Origin of the sequence: Pseudomonas sp. Z8(2022) (assembly GCF_025837155.1) — a bacterium.
Taxonomy (GTDB): domain Bacteria; phylum Pseudomonadota; class Gammaproteobacteria; order Pseudomonadales; family Pseudomonadaceae; genus Aquipseudomonas.
The window spans coordinates 3,979,708-4,000,234 of record NZ_CP107549.1 but is presented as its reverse complement, the minus strand read 5'-3'; the positions used below and the strand labels follow the sequence as shown (position 1 = coordinate 4,000,234).

General features: G+C 65.0%; 19 protein-coding genes. 10 read left to right on the top strand and 9 right to left on the bottom strand.

The genetic code is table 11. The features are described from left to right. Positions 1-44: 44 nt before the first annotated feature. The 8 genes from epd to OEG79_RS18940 all read left to right on the top strand — a co-directional run bounded on the left by epd (position 45) and on the right by OEG79_RS18940 (position 6,447). Entirely contained in the window at positions 45-1,112 is a 1,068-nt protein-coding gene (gene epd / locus OEG79_RS18975) for an erythrose-4-phosphate dehydrogenase (protein WP_264146492.1), read from the top strand. A 3-nt stretch (positions 1,113-1,115) separates the two neighbouring features. Continuing rightward, positions 1,116-2,276, top strand: coding sequence for a phosphoglycerate kinase (locus OEG79_RS18970; protein ID WP_264146491.1), 1,161 nt, complete (start codon positions 1,116-1,118; stop codon positions 2,274-2,276). 104 nt (positions 2,277-2,380) lie between these two features. After that, positions 2,381-2,566 carry a hypothetical protein gene (locus tag OEG79_RS18965; protein ID WP_264146490.1) on the top strand — a complete coding sequence of 62 codons (186 nt, stop codon included), beginning with the start codon at positions 2,381-2,383 and terminating at the stop codon, positions 2,564-2,566. 13 nt (positions 2,567-2,579) lie between these two features. After that, positions 2,580-2,906 (top strand): MliC family protein, encoded by a 327-nt coding sequence (locus OEG79_RS18960; protein WP_264146489.1) that lies wholly within the window; start codon positions 2,580-2,582, stop codon positions 2,904-2,906. Positions 2,907-3,030: 124 nt separating this feature from the next. Next, a complete protein-coding gene (fba, locus tag OEG79_RS18955; protein WP_264146488.1) occupies positions 3,031-4,095 on the top strand; it encodes a class II fructose-bisphosphate aldolase in 1,065 nt (354 codons plus the stop codon). Between the two features lie 220 nt (positions 4,096-4,315). Then, the gene (locus OEG79_RS18950) at positions 4,316-4,792 is read left to right on the top strand and encodes a hypothetical protein (protein WP_264146487.1); all 477 of its coding nucleotides are present in this window, start codon (positions 4,316-4,318) and stop codon (positions 4,790-4,792) included. A 14-nt stretch (positions 4,793-4,806) separates the two neighbouring features. After that, positions 4,807-5,907 (top strand): PQQ-dependent sugar dehydrogenase, encoded by a 1,101-nt coding sequence (locus OEG79_RS18945; RefSeq protein WP_264146486.1) that lies wholly within the window; start codon positions 4,807-4,809, stop codon positions 5,905-5,907. A gap of 39 nt (positions 5,908-5,946) precedes the next feature. Next, entirely contained in the window at positions 5,947-6,447 is a 501-nt protein-coding gene (locus tag OEG79_RS18940) for a YgjP-like metallopeptidase domain-containing protein (RefSeq protein ID WP_264148748.1), read from the top strand. Between the two features lie 19 nt (positions 6,448-6,466). Here the strand turns inward: OEG79_RS18940 and OEG79_RS18935 are convergent, their stop codons facing one another. The 4 genes from OEG79_RS18935 to yccS all read right to left on the bottom strand — a co-directional run bounded on the left by OEG79_RS18935 (position 6,467) and on the right by yccS (position 11,319). Further along, complete coding sequence (locus tag OEG79_RS18935; protein WP_264146485.1) at positions 6,467-6,700, bottom strand: DUF2789 domain-containing protein; 234 nt, start codon at positions 6,698-6,700, stop codon at positions 6,467-6,469. 61 nt (positions 6,701-6,761) lie between these two features. Beyond that, positions 6,762-7,244 carry a transcription elongation factor GreAB gene (locus tag OEG79_RS18930; protein ID WP_264146484.1) on the bottom strand — a complete coding sequence of 161 codons (483 nt, stop codon included), beginning with the start codon at positions 7,242-7,244 and terminating at the stop codon, positions 6,762-6,764. A gap of 43 nt (positions 7,245-7,287) precedes the next feature. Continuing rightward, complete coding sequence (locus OEG79_RS18925) at positions 7,288-9,090, bottom strand: diguanylate cyclase (RefSeq protein WP_264146483.1); 1,803 nt, start codon at positions 9,088-9,090, stop codon at positions 7,288-7,290. Between the two features lie 57 nt (positions 9,091-9,147). Beyond that, on the bottom strand, positions 9,148-11,319 hold the full coding sequence (yccS, locus tag OEG79_RS18920; RefSeq protein ID WP_264146482.1) for a YccS family putative transporter: 2,172 nt from the start codon (positions 11,317-11,319) through the stop codon (positions 9,148-9,150). A 314-nt stretch (positions 11,320-11,633) separates the two neighbouring features. Here yccS and OEG79_RS18915 point away from each other — a divergent pair, with 314 nt between their 5' ends. After that, positions 11,634-12,323, top strand: a complete 690-nt coding sequence (locus OEG79_RS18915) for a glutathione S-transferase N-terminal domain-containing protein (protein ID WP_264146481.1) — start codon at positions 11,634-11,636, stop codon at positions 12,321-12,323. 20 nt (positions 12,324-12,343) lie between these two features. Here OEG79_RS18915 and OEG79_RS18910 read toward each other — a convergent pair whose 3' ends face one another. Next, a complete protein-coding gene (locus OEG79_RS18910) occupies positions 12,344-13,528 on the bottom strand; it encodes an NAD(P)/FAD-dependent oxidoreductase (protein ID WP_264146480.1) in 1,185 nt (394 codons plus the stop codon). A 179-nt stretch (positions 13,529-13,707) separates the two neighbouring features. Between OEG79_RS18910 and OEG79_RS18905 the strand changes: the two genes are divergently transcribed. Continuing rightward, positions 13,708-14,439 (top strand): substrate-binding periplasmic protein, encoded by a 732-nt coding sequence (locus OEG79_RS18905; RefSeq protein WP_264146479.1) that lies wholly within the window; start codon positions 13,708-13,710, stop codon positions 14,437-14,439. On the opposite strand, the gene OEG79_RS18900 is transcribed toward OEG79_RS18905, so the two are convergent. The 4 genes from OEG79_RS18900 to betA form a co-directional block, all read right to left on the bottom strand. Further along, on the bottom strand, positions 14,440-15,675 hold the full coding sequence (locus OEG79_RS18900; RefSeq protein WP_264146478.1) for a diguanylate cyclase domain-containing protein: 1,236 nt from the start codon (positions 15,673-15,675) through the stop codon (positions 14,440-14,442). Between the two features lie 100 nt (positions 15,676-15,775). Beyond that, the gene (gene dbpA / locus OEG79_RS18895) at positions 15,776-17,152 is read right to left on the bottom strand and encodes an ATP-dependent RNA helicase DbpA (RefSeq protein ID WP_264146477.1); all 1,377 of its coding nucleotides are present in this window, start codon (positions 17,150-17,152) and stop codon (positions 15,776-15,778) included. Positions 17,153-17,198: 46 nt separating this feature from the next. After that, positions 17,199-18,611, bottom strand: coding sequence for a multidrug transporter subunit MdtD (gene mdtD / locus OEG79_RS18890; RefSeq protein ID WP_264146476.1), 1,413 nt, complete (start codon positions 18,609-18,611; stop codon positions 17,199-17,201). A gap of 122 nt (positions 18,612-18,733) precedes the next feature. Next, complete coding sequence (gene betA, locus OEG79_RS18885) at positions 18,734-20,431, bottom strand: choline dehydrogenase (RefSeq protein WP_264146475.1); 1,698 nt, start codon at positions 20,429-20,431, stop codon at positions 18,734-18,736. Positions 20,432-20,527 lie beyond the last annotated feature (96 nt).

Genomic DNA, 20,527 nt, shown 5'->3' with positions numbered 1-20,527 from the left:
GCCTGTGGGGGAGGGACAGCCGAGCTGCGAACCTGCGAGACGCCATGTCCAATCGCCCCTATCGTGTCGCCCTCAACGGCTATGGCCGTATTGGCCGCTGCGTGCTGCGCGCGCTGTACGAGCGCGGCAACTCGTCGGGCCTGGAAATCGTTGCCCTCAACGATCTGGCCGATCAGGCCAGCGTCGAATACCTGACCCGCTTCGACTCCACTCACGGCCGTTTTCCCGGTGAGGTGAAGGTCGATGGCGACTGCCTGCATATCAATGGCGACTGCGTGAAGGTGTTGCGCCAGAGCGAGCCTGAGGCCATCGACTGGGCGGCGCTGGATATCGACCTGCTGCTGGAGTGCTCCGGGCAGTACGTCATCCGCGATCAGGCGCAGCGCTTCATCGATGCCGGCGCGCCGCGGGTGCTGCTGTCGCAGCCGATGGCCAGCGAGGCGGATATCGACGCCACCGTGGTCTACGGCGTCAATCAGGGTTGTCTGTCGGGCGCCGAGCGCCTGGTGTCCAACGCCTCCTGCACCACCAACTGCGGCGTGCCGCTGTTGAAACTTCTCGACGAGGTGGTGGGTCTGGAATACGTCTCCATTACCACCATCCACTCGGCGATGAATGACCAGCCCGTGATCGATGCCTATCACCACGAAGACCTGCGCCGCACGCGCTCGGCCTTCCAGTCGGTGATTCCGGTGTCCACCGGACTGGCCCGCGGTATCGAGCGTCTGCTGCCGGAGCTGGCCGGGCGCATCCAGGCCAAGGCGATCCGCGTGCCGACGGTCAATGTTTCCTGTCTGGACATTACCCTGCAGACCTCCCGCGATACCTCGGCCGAGGAGATCAACCGGGTGTTGCGCCAGGCCGCCGAAACCGGTCCGCTCCAGGGCCTGCTGGCCTACACCGAGCTGCCGCACGCCAGCTGCGACTTCAACCATGACCCGCACTCGGCCATCGTCGACGGCAGCCAGACCCGCGTGTCCGGCCCGCGTCTGGTCAATCTGCTGGCCTGGTTCGACAACGAATGGGGTTTTGCCAACCGCATGCTCGATGTCGCCGAACATTTTCTCGCTGTATCCACTTCCACCGTACAACCAGCCCCCGTGAAGGACTGATCTATGACCGTTCTGAAGATGACCGACCTCGACCTCGCCGGTAAGCGCGTGCTGATCCGCGAAGACCTCAACGTCCCGGTGAAGGATGGCGTGGTCAAGAGCGACGCGCGCATCCTCGCCTCGCTGCCGACCATCAAGCTGGCCCTGGAAAAGGGCGCGGCGGTGCTGGTCTGCTCACACCTGGGGCGTCCGGAAGAGGGTGTCTACAGCGAGGAAGACAGCCTGGCTCCGGTCGCTGCCTACCTGAGCAAGGCGCTCGGCCGCGACGTACCGCTGGTCAAGGACTACCTGGGCGGCGTCGAGGTCAAGGCCGGCGAGCTGGTGTTGCTGGAAAACGTGCGCTTCAACAAGGGCGAGAAGAAGAACAGCGACGAGCTGGCGCAGCAGTACGCGGCGCTGTGCGACGTGTTCGTGATGGACGCCTTCGGTACCGCCCACCGCGCCCAGGGTTCGACCCACGGCGTGGCCAAGTTCGCCAAGGTCGCCTGCGCCGGCCCGCTGCTGGCTGCCGAGCTGGAGGCGCTGGGCAAGGCGCTGGACAAGCCGGCGCGACCGATGCTGGCCATCGTCGCCGGCTCCAAGGTGTCGACCAAGCTGGACGTGCTCAACTCGCTGGCCGATATCTGCGACTCGCTGATCGTCGGCGGCGGCATCGCCAACACCTTCCTCGCCGCGGCCGGTCTGCCGGTGGGCAAGTCGCTGTATGAAGCCGATCTGGTCGACACCGCCAAGGCCATCGCGGCCAAGGTCAGCGTACCGCTGCCGGTGGATGTGGTGGTGGCCAAGGCCTTCGCAGAAGACGCCGAAGCCACCGTCAAGTCGGTGCGCGACGTGGCCGGGGACGACATGATCCTCGACATCGGCCCGCAAACTGCCGCGCAGTTTGCCGAGATGCTCAAGGCGTCGCAGACCATCCTGTGGAACGGTCCGGTCGGCGTCTTCGAGTTCGACCAGTTCGGCAACGGCACCAAGGCGCTGGCCCAGGCCATCGCAGAGAGCCCGGCGTTCTCCATCGCCGGTGGTGGCGACACCCTGGCGGCCATCGACAAGTACGGCGTGGCCGAGAAGATTTCCTACATTTCCACCGGTGGCGGCGCCTTCCTCGAATTCGTCGAGGGCAAGGTACTGCCGGCCGTGGAAGTGCTGGAGCAGCGCGCCAGGTAAAGGCGAGCCAGGGTGAAGGGAGTTGCCCTGAGCCCCGGCTGATTAAACCCTGACGCGAACGGGTGGTCTGTAGAAAACCGGATCATCGTACAAGGAGTCGTGTCATGGACAAGTTAGCCGCATTGAGCGTGATTGGTATGTTGCTGGCGGGTTGCGCCGGCGGTGGTCGGGAAGCCGCCTGCGAGGTATTCAGCCCTGCGCAGATCGAAACCCCGACCACTCAGGATGATCAGCGTGTCGAAGAGAACACCGGCCAGCTTACCGGTCCGGTGCCGGAACAGCGTTGCTGACGAGGAGAGGCAATTGAGCGGAATCAGACGGGCGGGGCTCGTGGCCGTCGCCCTGCTGCTGGCAGCCTGCAGCAGTCAGCCGGCGGCGCCGGAGCAATGGAATCGCTGGGTTTGTGACAGCCAGGCCGAAGTCCAGTGGCGTTTCGCCGATGGCAGCTTCGAGCAGGTGGATGTACGCCTGGGTGGCGACGACATCGTCTATCGTCTCACTCAGGAACGGGCCGCGTCCGGTGTGCTGTACAGCGACGGGCGCCTGTCCTTCCATACCAAGGGTGAGGAAGGCCTGGTCTACTGGACGGCCACCGATGACCTGATCGGCCGCGGCTGCAAGGCGCGGTAACACCCTCGGCGATGCCGAGACGAGAGCCGCGGGCCCAGTCCCAGCTCGACGAAACTTGAACAACGCCTGCCCCTGCGGCAGGCTTGCACGATCAACGACCTCCAAACCGGGAGACAGAAACACCATGGCACTTATCAGCATGCGCCAGATGCTCGACCACGCCGCCGAATTCGGCTACGGCGTGCCGGCCTTCAACGTCAACAACCTCGAGCAGATGCGCGCCATCATGGAAGCCGCCGACAAGACCGATTCGCCGGTCATCGTCCAGGCCTCCGCTGGTGCCCGCAAGTACGCCGGTGCGCCGTTCCTGCGCCACCTGATCCTGGCCGCCATCGAGGAATTCCCGCATATCCCGGTGTGCATGCACCAGGACCACGGCACCAGCCCCGACGTGTGCCAGCGCTCCATCCAGCTGGGTTTCTCCTCGGTGATGATGGACGGCTCGCTGAAGGAAGACGGCAAGACCCCGGCCGACTACGACTACAACGTCCGCGTGACCCAGCAGACCGTGGCCTTCGCCCATGCCTGCGGCGTGTCCGTGGAAGGCGAGCTGGGTTGCCTGGGCAGCCTGGAAACCGGCATGGCCGGTGAGGAAGATGGCGTCGGCGCCGAGGGCGTGCTGGATCACAGCCAGCTGCTGACCGACCCGGAAGAGGCTGCCGACTTCGTCAAGCGCACCCAGGTCGATGCCCTGGCCATCGCCATCGGCACCAGCCACGGCGCCTACAAGTTCACCAAGCCGCCAACCGGCGACGTGCTGTCGATCCAGCGCATCAAGGAAATCCACGCGCGCATTCCCAACACCCACCTGGTGATGCACGGCTCCTCGTCCGTTCCGCAGGAATGGCTGAAGGTGATCAACGAATTCGGCGGCGACATCAAGGAAACCTACGGTGTGCCGGTCGAGGAGATCGTTGAAGGCATCAAGCACGGCGTGCGCAAGGTCAACATCGACACCGACCTGCGTCTGGCCTCCACCGGTGCCATCCGCCGCATGATGGCCGAGCACCCGAGCGAGTTCGACCCGCGCAAGTTCTTCGCCAAGACCATCGACGCCATGCGTGACATCTGCATCGCCCGTTACGAAGCCTTCGGCACCGCCGGCAACGCCTCCAAGATCAAGCCGATCTCCCTGGAGAACATGTACAAGCGTTACGCCAGCGGCGAGCTGGCCGCCAAGGTCAACTGATTCGACGCGGGCCACGCCCGCATCGTTCAGCCGAAAGCCGCGACAGCGCAAGCTCTCGCGGCTTTCTCATGCCCGGCGTTCGGACCGTGGTCGAGGGCATCTGGCTGAGGCTCGGAACATGGTCGCCGCCCGCAGGTAAAACCCTGTAAAACACCAGGGGCATAACCGCCGGTGGGGTGGGCCATAATCCGGGCACTATCGTTCCGGGAATCCGTGATCCATGTCCAGCAAGCCGCGCCTGTTGCTCGCTTTCGCCCTCGCCGTGTTGCTGGCCTCGCTGCTCGCCTCGATCTTTCAGACCCAGACCAATCTCGCCGCCCTGCAGGCTCTCGGCGCGCCTGTGCCGTTGGATGTGCGCGTGGCTACCACCTGCCTCGACCTGCTCGGTTTTGCGCCGATCTTCACCCTGCTCTGTGCGCTGGGCTTTGTCGTCGCCCTGCCATTGGCCAACTGGTGCGCCCGGCGCATGCCGATGCTGCGCTGGATGATCTTCGTTGTGGCGGGCGCCATGGCCATCTGGTCGGTACTGGCGCTGGCCAATGCCGCAGCTCCGATGCCGACGCTGATCGCCGCCGATCGCAGTGCCGTGGGCACGCTGGGACTGATGGCCTGTGGCAGCGTCGGTGCGCTGCTGTTCGGCCTGCTCGGTCGGCGCGTGCGCTATCGGACGCAGCCGACCTCCTCCGACTCTCTGTGACAAGGCTGTTGCCCATGTTGAGAAGTACTCGCGCACTATCGCTCGGCGTCCTGCTGGTCAGTACGCCTTTGCTGGCGCTGGATTACCGTATCGAAACCTTCAGCGAAGGTCTGGAGAACCCCTGGGCGCTGGCCTTCCTGCCGGATGGCCGCCTGCTGGTCACCGAGCGCGTCGGGCGCCTGCGCATCATCGAAGCCGATGGCAGTGTCGACCCGGAGCCCGTTGCGGGTCTGCCCGAGGCTTTCATCGCTGCCCAGGCCGGCCTGATGGAAGTGGCGCTCGACCCGGATTACGGTGATAACCGCTGGCTGTATCTGACCTACGCATACGGCTCGCCGGAGGCCAACAACACGCGCCTGGCCCGTGCCCGGCTGGTGGACGGCGAACTGCACGACTTCGAAGTGCTGTTCACCGCCCAGCCGTTGAAGGCCGGCGCTGCGCATTACGGTGGGCGTATCGCCTTCCTGGCCGACAAGACGCTGGTGCTGACCCTGGGCGATGGCTTCGACTGGCGCGAAGAGGCGCAGAACCCGGCCAGTCACCTGGGCAAGATCGTGCGCCTGAACCGCGACGGCAGCGTGCCGCAGGACAATCCACTGGTGGGGCAGGAAGGCGCGGCGCCGGAGATCTACAGCCTGGGTCACCGTAACGTGCAGGGGATCTTCTTCGATGCTGAGCATGATCGCCTGTACAGCCACGAGCACGGCCCGCGCGGCGGTGACGAACTCAACCTGATCGAGGCCGGCAGGAACTACGGCTGGCCGCTGGCGACCTTCGGTGTCGACTACACCGGTGCCCGGATCAGTCCCTATACCGAGCTGCCCGGGCTGACCGCACCGCTGCTGCACTGGACGCCCTCGGTGGCACCTTCGAGCCTCACGCTGTATCGCGGTGAGCTGTTTCCGGACTGGCAGGGCGACCTGTTCGTTGCCACCCTGGCCGAGCGCAGCGTTCGCCGCATCCGTGTGCACGATGGCATGCTGGCCGGTGAAGAGGTGCTCTTCGAAGAGCTGGAAGAGCGCATCCGTGATGTTCGCAGTGGGCCGGACGGTGCGCTCTATTTGCTCACCGACAATCCGCAGGGGCGACTGCTGCGTGTGCTGCCGGGCGAGTGATGCGCCATCCGTTACACTGACGGCCCTGATGAACGTGGGATCGCACCGTTGAAATATCTACAGGGTTATCCGGTGGCCTTGCAGCAGCAGGTCCGCCAACTGATAGCCGATGACCGGCTGGGCGACTACCTGGCGCAGCGCTATCCGGGGCGACACGAAGTGCAGAGCGACAAGGCTCTCTACGGCTATGTGATGGCCCTGAAACAGGAACACCTGAAGAACGCACCGGCCATCGACAAGGTGCTTTACGACAATCGCCTCGACCTTACCCATCGTGCCCTGGGGCTGCACACGGCGATCTCGCGGGTGCAGGGCGGCAAGCTCAAGGCCAAGAAGGAGATTCGCGTCGCCTCGCTGTTTCGCGACGCCGCGCCGGTCTTTCTGCAGATGATCGTGGTGCACGAGCTGGCTCACCTGAAGGAGGCCGAGCACAACAAGGCCTTCTACAAGCTTTGCGACCATATGCTGCCGGGCTACGCGCAGATCGAGTTCGACCTGCGCATGTACCTGACCTGGCGCGAGATGACGGCAGCCGGTTGAGCGGCTGTGTCATGCCTGCTCAGCCGTGCAGGCGCACGTTGAGCTGGTCGACCACTGTTGCCCAGTCGGCGTCTTCGAGAATTTCCTCACGCAGCAGCGCGGCCTGCGCCGGCGTCCAGAACGGGGCTTCGGCGAGCGAGCACTCGGCTGGCAGCGGCGAATGGGTGCTGATGAAGGCATTAATGCTGGCGGCGTCGTCGGGCAAACCGAGTTGCTTGAACAGCGCGGGCAGGCTGTGAACGGGCTTTTCCATGGTGGGTTCTCCAAACGTGAGGTTCATCGTTATTACCCAACCCTAGCTCAGATAGTTCCGTTCAGGCGACTGCCAGCACCTCGAAGACCTGCAGGCGCTGGCCCACCGGCAGAGTGATTTCGTCGCCGGGGCGCTTGCCGAGCAGCAGGCGACCCAGCGGCGCCGTATTGCCCAGTACCTGGATGGCCTGTCCGCCATGCTGCAGTTTCATGCTGGCGCCCTGCGGGCCGAGAAACAGCCACTGCTCATGACCGTCTTCGCCGGCCAGCAGAATCAGCGCGCCCAGTTCGATGCCCTGCGCTTCGTCGAATGAGCGCGGCCGCAGCTGGCGCCAGGTGATCAGAGTCTGGCGCAGCTCTTCGACCCGGCGTGCCTGCCCGCTGGCCAGATAGGCGGCTTCCAGACCGAGGGTGTCGTACTTGTTCTCGGCGACATTCTCTTCGTGAGTGGCAGCTTCGTGGGCGGTAAGGGCGGCGAGGCGGGCCTGCTCGAGGTCGGCCTGCAAATGGGTGAGCACGTCTTGCAGCAGCAGATTCTTGTCCATGGTGCGCTATCGGTTCGCAGAAGGGGATGGGCGATGCCCATCTTCAAACGGGCAGGGCGGCCAGTTGTAAGCGGTTACGGCCATCGGCCTTGGCGCGGTACATGGCCGCGTCTGCCAGACGAAGCATCGTGGTCGCGTCGTCGTCGCCGCGGGTCAGGGCGATGCCGATGCTGGCGCCGACGCGCACGGCGCGATCTTCCAGATACATGGGCGTGTCCAGCCCTTCCAGCAGGCGCTTGGCCATGTCCTGGGCATCCTCGGCCGACTGTACGTTCTCGCAGATCACCACGAATTCGTCGCCGCCCAGACGCGCCGGCAGGTCGGCATCGCGAATGTACTGGCGCAGGCGTCCGGCGATTTCGGCCAGTACCTTGTCGCCAAAGCCGTGGCCATGCTGATCATTGATCGGCTTGAAGCCATCGAGGTCGATCAGCATCACCGCGAGCAGTTCGCCGCGGCGCAGACAGCGCGCCAGTGCCTGATCGAGATGCTGCTGCAGTGCGGTGCGATTGGCCAGGCCGGTCAGCGGGTCCTGCAGCGCCAGTTCGCTGAGGCGCTGATTGGCCTGTTCCAGTGCCAGGGTGCGTTCGGTGACCCGCTTGGCGAGGATCTGCTCATTGAGCTGCAGCGCGGCCTCACGCTGGCGCTTGAGTTCGTTGAAGCGCGCCGCCAGGGCGAAGGACAGCAGGATCATCTCCAGCCCCGAGCCGATCTGCATGGCGTACAGGGTGAGGAAGTTCGATGGAATCAGAGCGAAGTTGCGCAGCGCCAGCAGCACGGCGCCCGTCAGCAGCATCAGCCAGGCCAGGGCGAACAGGCGCGCACCGGGCACCCGGTAGCCGACACAGACGAAGCTGGTCACCAGCAGCGTGAGAGTGGCGATCAGGCCGCTCAGCGACATCAGCTGTAGCGCACGCTGTACAGGCAGCAACAGCGTGGCCGATATGGCAATGCCGATGATCACGCACAGCATCAGCAGCACCTTGTCCCAGCGCGGCAGCCATTGGCGGGTGTCGAGAAAGCTGCGGGCGAAGATTACCGACAGTAATGCCGCCGAGGTCAGGCTGACCGGCAGCATGCGGTTGCTCCAGGGTGCATCGGACCACAGGTACTGTGCGCCAAAGCCGTTGAGCGACAGCACGCTGAGGCCGAAGGCGCACATGAACAGCACGTAGTTGAGGAAGGGGCGCTCGCGCAGGGCGAGATACAGCAGCAGGTTGTACAGACCCAGGGCGATCAGTACGCCGAAGTAGATGGCGTGCACCAGATAGCCGTTCTGGCTGTGCTGTTCGAAATCGCGCAGCGACATCAGGGCGCCGCTGAGGGTCATGCTGCCCTGCGAGTCGACGCGCAGATACAGCGTGCGCTGCTCGCCAGGTTGCAGAGTGATCTCGAATACCGGGTAGCGATGGCCGACGGCGCGCTCGGCGTAGGGCACGGTGTCGCCGCTGCGTGATTCGCGCACGCCATCGGCGCCGATGTCGTACAGGCGCACTTCATCCAGCGAGGCGTAGTTCAGCTCCAGGCGCCAGGTACTCGTCTGCCGGGCGTCCGACTGCAGGGCCAGGCGCAGCCAGATCACGCCCGGCACATAGCCGAAGCTCAGATCACGGCGCTTGAGCGAGGGCTCAAACGGCGCATTGGCGGCGCGAACATCGTCCAGCTTCAGCGTGCCCTGAGGGTCGGCGAGAAAATCCACCAGCCCGTAAAGGTCCTGTGCCGGGGTGGTATCACCCAGTTGCGTGGCCGCGTGGCAGACCTGGCTGCCCAGAAGCAGGCAGCACATCAACAGCAGGGCCGGCAACGAGGCCATATAGGCAGGGGCTACGTGTCGGTTGGCAAGCATGAGAAAGGCCTGGGAAATAGGCGTGATCAGATAGTGGCAGAAAGCTCCGTGCGCCTGCTAGTGGCGATCCCTCTGCAGGTGAACCGCCAGGGTACGCAGCGGGGCGAGCTGGCGGCAGATCAGCGCCAGTTGCGTCTGTACCAGACGCTGGCGCTCGTCGGCGTCGTCGGCGATCTGCTCCAGGCTCCGTGCCAGGGCCTGTTCCTCGTCGCTGTGAATGGCCAGCGGCTGCTCGCCGCGCAGACCGCTGGCGATTTCATCGAGGCTGCCCGCCAGCACTTCGGCCTGCTCCAGCAGCTGTGCCTGGGCGGTTTGAGGCAACTGTTCACCACGGTGCGCGCCAAGCGCGGAGAGGTAGCTGAGCAGGGTGTGCGACAGCACCAGGAAGCGAAAGCCGAGGTCGGCGTCCTTACGGAAGTGACCGGGCTCCATCAGCATGTTGCCGAGGGTGGTGGACAGCGCTGCATCGGCGTTGTGCGCGTTGCGCCGGGCCAGGCGGTAGCCGAGGTCATCACGCTTGCCGCGCGCGTACTGGGCGATGATCTGGCGCAGGTAGGCACTGTTGCAGCTCAGCGTACCGGCGAGCATGCGCCCCAGGCGTCGGCCCTGCCAGTCCGGCAGGATCAGGAACACCGCCAGGCCGGCGATCAGGCCGCCAAGCAGGGTGTCGATCAGGCGTGGCAGGAACAGACCGTAGCCATCGCCTACCTGGTTGAAGCAGAACAGCACCAGCAGGGTGATCGCCGTTGTGGCCAGGGTATAGCGCGTACTGCGCGTGGCGAAGAAGGCGACTCCGGCGACCACGGCGAACAGCGCCTGAATGCGCGGATCGGGGAACAGGTCGAACAGCGCCCAGCCCAGCCCCAGGCCGAACAGTGTGCCGATGATGCGCTGCACCAGCTTCAGGCGTGTGGCGCCATAGTTCGGCTGGCAGACGAACAGGGTGGTCAGCAGTATCCAGTAACCCTGGGTCGGGTGAATCAGATGCAGCAGGCCGTAACCGGCGGCCAAGGCGATGGACAGACGCAGGGCATGGCGAAACAGCAGCGAGGTGGGGGTCAGCTGCTGGCCGATGCGTTCGGCCACTTCACGCAGCGAATGCGGCTCGCGATCGAGCAGGCTGCTGTCCTGCTCATCGGCCAGGGCGTCGGGGTTGCTGGCGTTGCCCAGCAGCAGGTCGAGGCTGGCGAGGTTGCCGGCCAGCGCGCCGAGCGAGCGCAGCAGGCTGCGCCAGGCCGGGTTGCTCTGCAGGTGCAGATGGTCGAGCGAGGCATGCAGGTCTTCCAGTGCCTGGCTGCACAGCTCGCGATATTCGAAGGGCTGACGTAGTTCGATGGCGCTGCCCAGCCGTTCGCAGGCTTCACCGTGCAGACGCAGCAGGCGCTGGCAGCGAAACAGCACGTCGCTGTGGAAGAAGGCTTCGGCCAGTTCGTTGTAGGGGTAGTGAGAGGAGCTGGCGCGCTCGTGAATGTCCTGGGCGAGGAAGTACAGCTTCAGGTAGCGATTGACCTTCGGCCCCGGGCGCCCGTTACCGACCCGGTGCAGGATGATCTCCTTGGCCGCATTGAGCGCCGACACCACGCGCCCGTTCTGCTGGGCCAGCTCCAGGCGCCGCTGCTCGACGTCCAGCTGGCGTACCGGTTCGAACAGTGCCGCCTTGAGCTTGAGGTACTTGCCCAGCTCGCGGAACAGCCTGGCCAGGCTCTGCTGCACCGGCTGATGGGCGAACAGACCATGCCAGACCACCGACAGCAGACCGTACCAGGCGGCGCCGGCCACCAGCAGTAGCGGCTCCAGCCACAGACCGGCGACGCCGCCGCGCTGTTCGACGCCTATCATGCTGTACACGGCGAGGATCAGCGTGCCTGAGCCGAGGGTGGCGAAGCGTTCGCCAAGAGCGCCAAGCAGGGTCAGGCAGAACGCCGACAGCGCCAGGGCGACGACGAACAGCCAGGGATAGGGAAAGAGAAATTCCACCGCGTAGGCCGCGGCGCTGAAGCAGCCCAGCGTCACCAGCACCGCACCGAGGCGGCCCTGCCAGCTGTCGTCGGTCTCGGTCAGGGCGCTGGCGATGATGCCCAGAAACAGCGGGATCAGCCCGTGCACCCAGCCCTGCCACCAGCACAGCGCGAGGGCTCCGGCCAGGGCGATGAATACCCGCAGACTGGCGCTGAACTTGTCCAGCGCCCAGAGGCGGCGCAGCGATTGGCGGAGGCGAGGTCGGGGCATATGCAATCTGGCTGGTAAAGATGCTGGCAGCCTACCTGAACGCGGTGCCCGCTGGGTATCGCAAAAGACTGCGATACGCACGGCTGAGGGCCGCAGATCGGGCCGGAGCTTCCATCCGCTGCACGCCAGTTTCGGGAGTCGGGCCGATCTGAAGGCGCGGCGAATACCAGACCCCTGGCAACTGCGGCGACCTGCCGGCCGACAGTCAGCTGCGGGGCAGCTGCCTTGAGCGCCTGGTTCGCGCGTATCCTGCAGGCTGACGAATCCACCCATGGCCCGGTCAAACGGGTCAGGATCCCGATGGAGGTAAGCAAATGATCGACCTGTACTACTGGACCACACCCAATGGCCACAAGATCAGCATCTTTCTCGAGGAGGCCGGACTGGAGTACCGCATCGTCCCGGTGCATATCGGCAAGGGCGAGCAGTTTGCTCCCGAGTTTCTCAAGATCGCGCCGAACAACCGCATCCCCGCGATCGTCGATCATGTGCCGGCCGATGGCGGTGAACCCTTCGCCCTGTTCGAATCCGGGGCAATCCTCGAGTACCTGGCCGACAAGAGCGGGCAGTTCCTGCCACGCGAGACACGTGCGCGTTTCACGGTGCTGCAGTGGCTGTACTGGCAGATGGGCGGTGTCGGCCCGATGGCGGGGCAGAATCACCATTTCGTGCGCTACGCACCGGAGCCGATTCCCTACGCCATCGACCGCTATGTGAGGGAAACCGCGCGGCTCTACGCTGTGCTGGATCGCCAGCTGGCCGGGCGCGAATATGTTGCCGACCAGTACTCTATCGCCGACATGGCCATTTATCCCTGGGCCAAGCTGTGGAAGATGCAGCAGCAGAAGCTGGAGGACTTCCCCAACATGGCGGCCTGGCTCGAACGCATCGATGCCCGCCCGGCCGTGCAGCGTGCCTACGCGCTGGTGGAGCAGGTCAACAACGACCCGCAGGCGCTGCTGACCGCCGAAGCACGCAAGCTGCTGTTCGGGCAGGGCAGCTAGCAGGTCGTTTCAACAGCTGGCTAGACGTACTGGGCGGCGGCATAGCCTGACGCCCAGGCCCACTGGAAATTGAAACCGCCGAGGTGGCCGGTCACATCCAGCACCTCACCGACGAAGTACAGTCCGGGCACCTTGAGCGACTCCAGGGTCTTGGATGACACCTCGTCGGTGTTCACCCCGCCCAGGGTCACCTCGGCAGTGCGGTAGCCCTCGGTGCCGGCCGGCACCAGTTGCCAGTCGGACAGGCGCTGGGCGATCGCCTTCAGTTCCGCCGGGGTGTACTGCTTCAGCGGTTTGTTGGCGAACCAGGCGTCGACCAGCAGGGTCGCCATCTTCTTGGTGAACAGTTCGGCCAGCAGGGTCTTGAGTTCGCTGTTGCCACGTTCGCGCTGCTGGGTGGCCAGCCATTCGGGCAGGTCGATATGCGGCAGCAGGTCGATATGCACCGTGTCGCCCGGCTGCCAGTACGAAGAAATCTGCAGGATCGCCGGACCGGAAAGACCTCGGTGGGTGAACAGGATGTTCTCGACGAAGCTCTGGCCGTTGCAGCTCACCCGGCAATCCTCCACCGAGGTGCCGGAAAGCTCCGTGCACAGCGCCTTGAGCTGCGGATCGGTGATGGTGAAGGGCACCAGTCCGGCACGGGTCGGCAGCAGTTCGTGACCGAACTGCCTGGCCACCTGATAACCGAAGCCGGTCGCTCCGAGGGTGGGAATCGACAGTCCGCCGGTGGCGATCACCAGCGACTGGCAGGCCAGCTCGCCGATGTCGCTGTTCAGGTGAAAGCCGCCTTCGACTTTCTCGATGCCGTGCACCGCCGTGTTCAGGCGAATCTCCGCGCCCACCTCGGCACATTCGGCCAGCAGCAGTTCGAGGATGTCGCTGGACTTGTTGTCGCAGAACAGCTGGCCGAGCTTCTTCTCGTGATAGGGCACGCCATGTTTGCTCACCAGTCCGATGAAATCCCACTGGGTGAAGCGCGCCAGGGCGGACTTGCAGAAATGCGGATTGCCGGAGAGGAAGTTGGCGGCTTCGCAGTACAGATTGGTGAAATTGCAGCGGCCGCCACCGGACATGAGGATCTTCTTGCCGGCCTTGTTGGCGTGATCGAGCACCAGCACGCGGCGGCCACGCGCGGCAGCTGTGGCCGCGCACATCAGGCCGGCGGCGCCTGCGCCGATGATCAGTACGTCGGTTTGCAACACGGGATTTCCTCGGATGGATCGCTGCCGCAGAAGGGCTCGTCAAAGCCGCGGAGTTTACCCGAAGCGGTTCTGCTCCAGCGGTTCTGCCTGCGCGCAGTTGGCTGTATCAGATTTGAGACAGTGACGTATGGCGTTATGCCTGCTATCACTAGAGCGTTCATTTCGGACGGACGTCATCAATGCCTGCAATGCGCGCCTGGCTATTATTTCTCCTGCTGTCGCCAGCGCTGGCTTCGGCCGAGCTGCTGCGCCTGGTGGCCGACCCCTGGCCGCCGTTCACCGATGAGACGCTTCCCGGCAAGGGCCTGGCCAGTGATCTGGTCGAGCAGGCGCTCAAGCGTGCAGGTTACAGCACCCGCTACGCGGAAGTGCCCTGGGAGCGGGCGGTACGCGGGCTGAAACGAGGTGATTACGATGTACTGATCAACGCCTGGTACAGTGCCGATCGCGCCGAATATGGCTATTTCTCCCAGCCTTATCTGGTCAATCGCATCCGTCTGATGCAGCGCAAGGGAAGCAATATTCACTTTGCCCAGCTGGCCGATCTCTACCCGTACAGCATCGCGGTGGTCAGGGGATACGCCTATTCCAAGGCGTTCGACAGCGATCCGCGTCTGTTCAAGATTGGTGTCGGCAACTTCGGCAGTGCCGCACGCATGCTGCACGCCGGGCGAGTGCAGCTTGCGCTGGAGGACGAGCTGGTGGCGCAGCATGTGCTCGCGGGCGAGTTGAGCTGCCTGCGCAATGAGCTGGAGTTTCTGCCGTTACCACTGAGCGAGAACGGACTGCATATCCTGGTGCGCCGCAGCCATCCCTATTATTACGAGATCGCCAGGCGCTTCGATGCAGCGATTCAGTCGATGAATGCCGATGGCAGCTACGCCGCGACGCTGCAGCGGCATACGCCCTGATCAGGCCACGACAGTACGCGCTCGGCCCTGTTGCTTGGCGCGATACAGGCGAATGTCGGCCTCATGCAGCAGGCTCTCCAGATCTTCCGGTTCACCTTGATAGAGCCCGGCGCTGAATGACAGCGGCGGGGCGCCGGCGGCGTAATGCAGCCCGGCGCACTGGCGGCGCAACCCATCCAGCGCCTGTGCCACATGCTCGGCGCCGTGCAGGGTAAGCAGGGCGAACTCCTCGCCGCCCAGGCGCCCCAGCAACATGTCGGGCAGGGCATTGCTCAGCGCCCGTGCAAATACCACCAGAGCGCTGTCGCCGCTGGCATGGCCGAAACCGTCGTTGATCTGCTTGAAATGGTCGAGATCGAGCATCGCCACGCTGACCTCACGGTTTTCCCGTTGTGCCTGCTGCAGCAGTTGCATGCCCTGCTCGTAGAAGGCCCGGCGGTTGTTCAGGCCGGTCAGGGCGTCGAACTGCGCCGCTTTCTTCAGCGCCCGCATCAGGTCGCGACGCTCCAGGGTCGACATCACCCGGCAGTTGAGTTCTTCCGGGCAGAACGGCTTGCGCAGGAAATCGTCGGCGCCATGCTTGATGAACTGGGCGCTGAGCGAGCCTTTGGGGTCGGCGGAAACGCCAACGATGATCAGGTCGTTGAGGCGCAGCTTCTGGCGCAGCAGCTTGACCAGGTCGAAGCCACTGACGCCGGGCATGGCATGGTCGAGCACCAGCAGGTCGATATCGGGGTGCTCGTTCAGCTGGCGCAGGGTTGCCCTGCCATCGGCGGCTTCGATGATCTGGTAGTGGTGCGCTTCGAGAATGTGGCGGATGTAATGGCGCTGTGCCGCGGAGTCGTCGGCGACGAGGATCTTGATCTGGCTGTTGTGATCGAGGCGATGCAGCAGGCGAAAGGCGTACTCGTAGGAGTGCTGGCTTTCCTTGAGCACGTAATCGACCACGCCCTTCATCAGCAGGTCGTCGCGGCGCTGTTCGTTGTAGCTGCCGCTGAGCACGATGCAGGGCAGGTGATAGCGCATCACCAGATCGACGCTTTCGCCGTCCGGTGCGTCCGGCAGGTGCAGGTCGACGATGGCGGCGAAGAACAGCGAAGCGGAGGTCTCCAGCATGACCTCGGCCTCGGCCAGCGAGGCGCAGAAGATCGGCTCCAGATCGTTTTCCTGGCGGAACAGATGCTCGAGGATCTTCAGGACCAGAGGGCTGTCTTCGATGACCAGGATATTGCGCATGGGTAACTCCGGCCCAGGCCGTTTGATCCTTTATATCAGCCTAGGAGGCCGTTCGCGATCTTGCGAGCTAGAGCGAGTGCGGTCGATCACGAGGCGGCTCTTACAATAGCCGCACACGCAGCGTTCTGCCCTTAATCTTGCCTTCGCTCAGGCGTTTCAGAGCCTGGCGCGCCACATCACGCTGCACGGCGACCAGGGCCTGGTAATCGAACAGGGCGATCTTGCCGACCTGGTCACCCGGGATGCCGGCATCACCTGTCAGGGCGCCGAGGATGTCGCCGGGGCGCAGCTTTTCCTTGCGTCCGGCGCCGATGCACAGGGTGTGCATCGGTGGCAGCAGCGGTTCGCCAGCGGCCTTGGCCGCGGGCAGCGGATACCAGGCAAGTTCTCTGCCCTGCAGCGCTTCGATGGCCTGGGCGCGGCTGGCTTCCGCCGGTGCCACCAGGCTCAGCGCCAGGCCTTTGTCACCGGCGCGGCCACTGCGGCCGATGCGGTGGATATGCACTTCGGCATCGCGCGACAGCTCGACGTTGATCACCATCTCCAGCCCGGCGATATCCAGGCCGCGAGCGGCGACGTCGGTGGCGACCAGTACGCTGAGGCTGCGGTTGGCGAACAGGGCAAGAATCTGGTCGCGCTCGCGCTGTTCCAGATCGCCGTGCAGCGCCGCGGCGGAAATCTTCTCGGCTTCCAGTTGTGCTGCCAGCTCGTCACACTGCTGGCGGGTGGCGCAGAAGGCCACCACCGGCTGCTTGCGGAAATGCCGCAGCAGAGTGCTGACCGCCTGCATGCGCTGACTCGGGGCGATTTCGTAGAAACGCTGTTCGATCTGGTCGTTGTCGTGCAGAGCCTCGACCTCGATCCGCTCGGGCGTGCGCAAAAAGCGCGCGGCGAGTTGCTCGATGCCGGCCGGATAGGTGGCGGAGAACAGCAGGGTCTGCCGGCGCGCGGGGGTCTGTTCGATGATCTCGCTGATGCTGTCGACGAAGCCCATGTCGAGCATGCGGTCGGCCTCGTCGAGCACCAGGGTATTGAGCCCGTCGACCTTCAGCGTGCCCTTGCGCAGGTGCTCCTGCACCCGGCCAGGCGTACCGACGATGACATGCGCACCATGCTCCAGCGAGCCGATCTGCGGGCCGAAGGGCACGCCACCGCAGAGGGTGAGCACCTTGATGTTGTCCGCGGCGCGGGCCAGGCGGCGCAGCTCCTTGGCTACCTGGTCGGCCAGCTCGCGGGTCGGGCACAGCACCAGCGCCTGGCAGCCGAAATAGCGCGGGTTGAGCGGGTGCAGCAGGCCGATGCCGAAGGCGGCGGTCTTGCCGCTGCCGGTCTTGGCCTGGGCGATCAGGTCGCGCCCCTGGAGGATCAGCGGCAGGCTGGCGGCCTGGATCGGTGTCATCTCGCTGTAACCGATGGCGGCGAGGTTGGCCTGCATGGCGGCGGACAGGGGCAGGGTGGAAAAGGCGTGGCTACTCACAAGGGCGGACCTGAAGACGAATTGGCCGCTAGTGTAGCAGTGCGCGCTAGTCCTCCGGTGGCGGCTCGACCGGCCGCGCGCGCCGACCATCGAGCGGGTCGAGCTGAAGGAAGATCGCCGCTGCCAGCATCGACAGCAGGCCCACGCACAGGTAGGTGGCCTGGAAGGCGCTGTGCACCGCCTCGAACTCGCCGCTGAAACCGCTGAGCAGCGCCGCGGCGGTGGCCACGCCGAGACTCATCGCCAACTGCACCACCACCGAGAGCAGGCTGTTGCCGCTGCTGGCCTCGGTGTTGTCCAGGTCGATCAGGGTCACGGTGTTCATCGCCGCGAACTGCAGCGAGTTGATCACGCCGATCAGGCCCAGCTGCACGACGAGTTGCACGGTCGAGGTCTCGGTTCCGACCATGGCCATGCTGGCGATCAGGCTGCCGAGTAGAAGCGTGTTGATGGTCAGCACGCGGCGGTAGCCGAAGCGGTCGATCAGCGGCTTGGCCAGTGGTTTGGCTGCCATCGCGCCGAGCGCCAGCGGGATCATGCTCATGCCTGCCTGGGCCGGCGAATAGCCCAGTGCCAGTTGCAGCAGCAGCGGGGTGAGAAACGGCAGGGCGCCGCTTCCCAGGCGGGCGAACAGATTGCCGAGAATGCCGGCGGCGAAGGTGGGAGTAGAGAACAGGCTGGGCGAGAACAGGGGGTGCGGTACGCGTGCCGCGCGCAGCCAGTAGACGGCCAGCAGGCCGAGGCCGGCCACCAGCATCACGGTGATGCGCAGGGCCGACAGGTCGTGCGCCGCCAGGGCCTCGAGGGCGATCGACACCAGGGCGATGGCGCCGGCGAAGAGGATGAAGCCTATGCCGTCGAAGCGGCTCTGCAACGGTCCGCGCATGTCCGGCATGAAGCGCCGCGCGGCCCACACGCCGAGCAGGCCGACGGGGATGTTGATGAGGAAGATCCAGTGCCAGCTGGCCGCCTCCACCAGCCAGCCGCCCAGCGCCGGCCCGGTCAGCGGGCCGAGCAGGCCGGGCAGGGTGATGAAGCTCATGATGCGTACCAGTTCGGTGCGCGGGTAGGCGCGTAGCACCACCAGGCGGCCGACCGGCATCATCAGCGCGCCGCCGATGCCCTGGACGATGCGCGCCGCTACCAGCATGGGCAGTGACCAGGACAGTGCGCAGAGCAGCGAGCCGAGGCTGAACAGGGCGATGGCACTGTAGAACACGCGCCGCGTACCGAAACGGTCGGCAATCCAGCCGGAGGCCGGGATCAGCAGGGCCACGGTGAGCATGTAGGCGATCACCACCGACTGCATGCGCAGCGGGTCCTCGCCAAGGTCACGGGCCATGGTCGGCAGGGCGGTGTTGAGAATGGTGCCATCGAGCGTCTGCATGAAGAACGCGATGGCGATGATCCACGGCAGTAAGCGTGCGGTGCGTGCGTCGAGTTGGGATGGTGTCGTCATGAGGCATCCATTCAGCAGGCGATCAGGCGTCCTGAACCATTATCGCCGGGTATGCCTGTCTTCGACGGTTCCAACGCGAATTAATTCGCTCCTGCGCAATGGCAGGAGCGAATCCGCTGCACTCAGGCGGCCGATACCTGGCGCTGAGGTTCGCCCCGTACCGGGCGCTCGCCGGCAACGAAGTACGGCGCAGTGCTGCGCGGCAGCGGCTGGCGACCGCGAATTCTGTCGGCGATCTTCTCGGCGATCATGATGGTGGTGGCGTTGAGGTTGCCGGTGATGATCTCCGGCATGATCGAGGCATCCACCACGCGCAGGCCCTCAAGGCCATGCACGCGGCCCTGGCCGTCGACCACCGCCATGTCGTCTTCGCCCATCTTGCACGAGCAGGACGGGTGGAAGGCGGTTTCCGCATGTTCGCGAATGAAGGCGTCCAGTTCCGCATCGCTCTGGCAGTGGACCCCAGGGCTGATTTCGCGGCCGCGGTAAGGGTCGAGTGCCGGCTGCGCCATGATCTCGCGGGTGATGCGGATGGCGTCGCGGAACTCCTGCCAGTCCTGTTCATGGCTCATGTAGTTGAACAGGATGCTCGGGTGCTGGCGCGGGTCCTTGGATTTCAGCTGTACGCGGCCGCGGCTGGGCGAGCGCATGGAGCCGACATGGGCCTGGAAACCATGTTCGTTCACCGCGTTGCTGCCGTTGTAGTTGATCGCCACCGGCAGGAAGTGGAACTGGATATTGGGCCAGGCGAACTCGGGGCGGGTACGGATGAAACCGCCGGCCTCGAACTGGTTGCTGGCGCCGATGCCATTGCCGGTGAACAGCCACTGTGCGCCGATGCCCGGCTGGTTGAGCAGCTTCAGCGCCGGGTACAGCGACACCGGCTGGGTGCAGGCGTACTGCAGGTACATCTCCAGATGGTCCTGCAGGTTCTGGCCGACGCCGGGCAGGTCATGTACCAGCGGCACGTCCAGCTCGTGCAGCAGAGTGGCCGGGCCGACCCCGGAGCGTTGCAGAATCTGCGGCGAGGCGATGGCGCCGGCGCATAGCAGTACTTCGCGGCGGGCGCGGGCGATGTTCTCCGTATTGGCGTTGCCGATCAGGTAGCTGACGCCGCTGGCACGCTTGCCGTCGAACAGGATGCGGTCGGTGGTGGCGTGAGTGACGATGGTCAGGTTCGGCCGCGCGCGGGCCTGGTCCAGATAACCGCGCGCGGTGCTGGAACGGCGCCCCTGTGGGGTGACGGTGCGGTCCATCGGACCGAAGCCTTCCTGCTGATAGCCGTTGAGATCATCGGTGCGTGGGTAGCCGGCCTGAACCCCGGCTTCGACCATGGCATGGAACAGCGGATTGTTGCCGACCTTGGGCGTGGTCACGCAGACCGGGCCGTCGCCGCCGTGGTAGTCGTTGGCGCCGATGTCACGGGTTTCCGCCTTGCGGAAATACGGCAGGCAATCGTGGTAGGTCCAGTCTTCCAGGCCGGGCCGCCTGGCCCAGTGGTCGAAGTCCAGGGCGTTGCCGCGGATATAGCACATGCCGTTGATCAGCGATGAGCCGCCCAGGCCCTTGCCGCGGCCGCACTCCATGCGGCGGTTGTTCATGTGCGGTTCGGGGTCGGTCTCGTAGGCCCAGTTGTAGCGCCGGCCCTGCAGCGGGAAGGCCAGGGCGGCGGGCATCTGGGTGCGGAAGTCCAGGCGATAGTCGGGGCCGCCGGCTTCCAGCAGCAGCACGCTGACGTCGGCGTCCTCGGTCAGACGGGTGGCCAGGACATTACCGGCCGAGCCGGCGCCGATGATGATGTAGTCGAATTCCTGAGTCATGGCTCCTCCTGCTGCCCGGCTGCGATCCGGGAAAACTGGATGAATGTCCCCGGATGGCATCCGGGCTACGGGGCGGCGTTGTGTAGGAGCGGATTT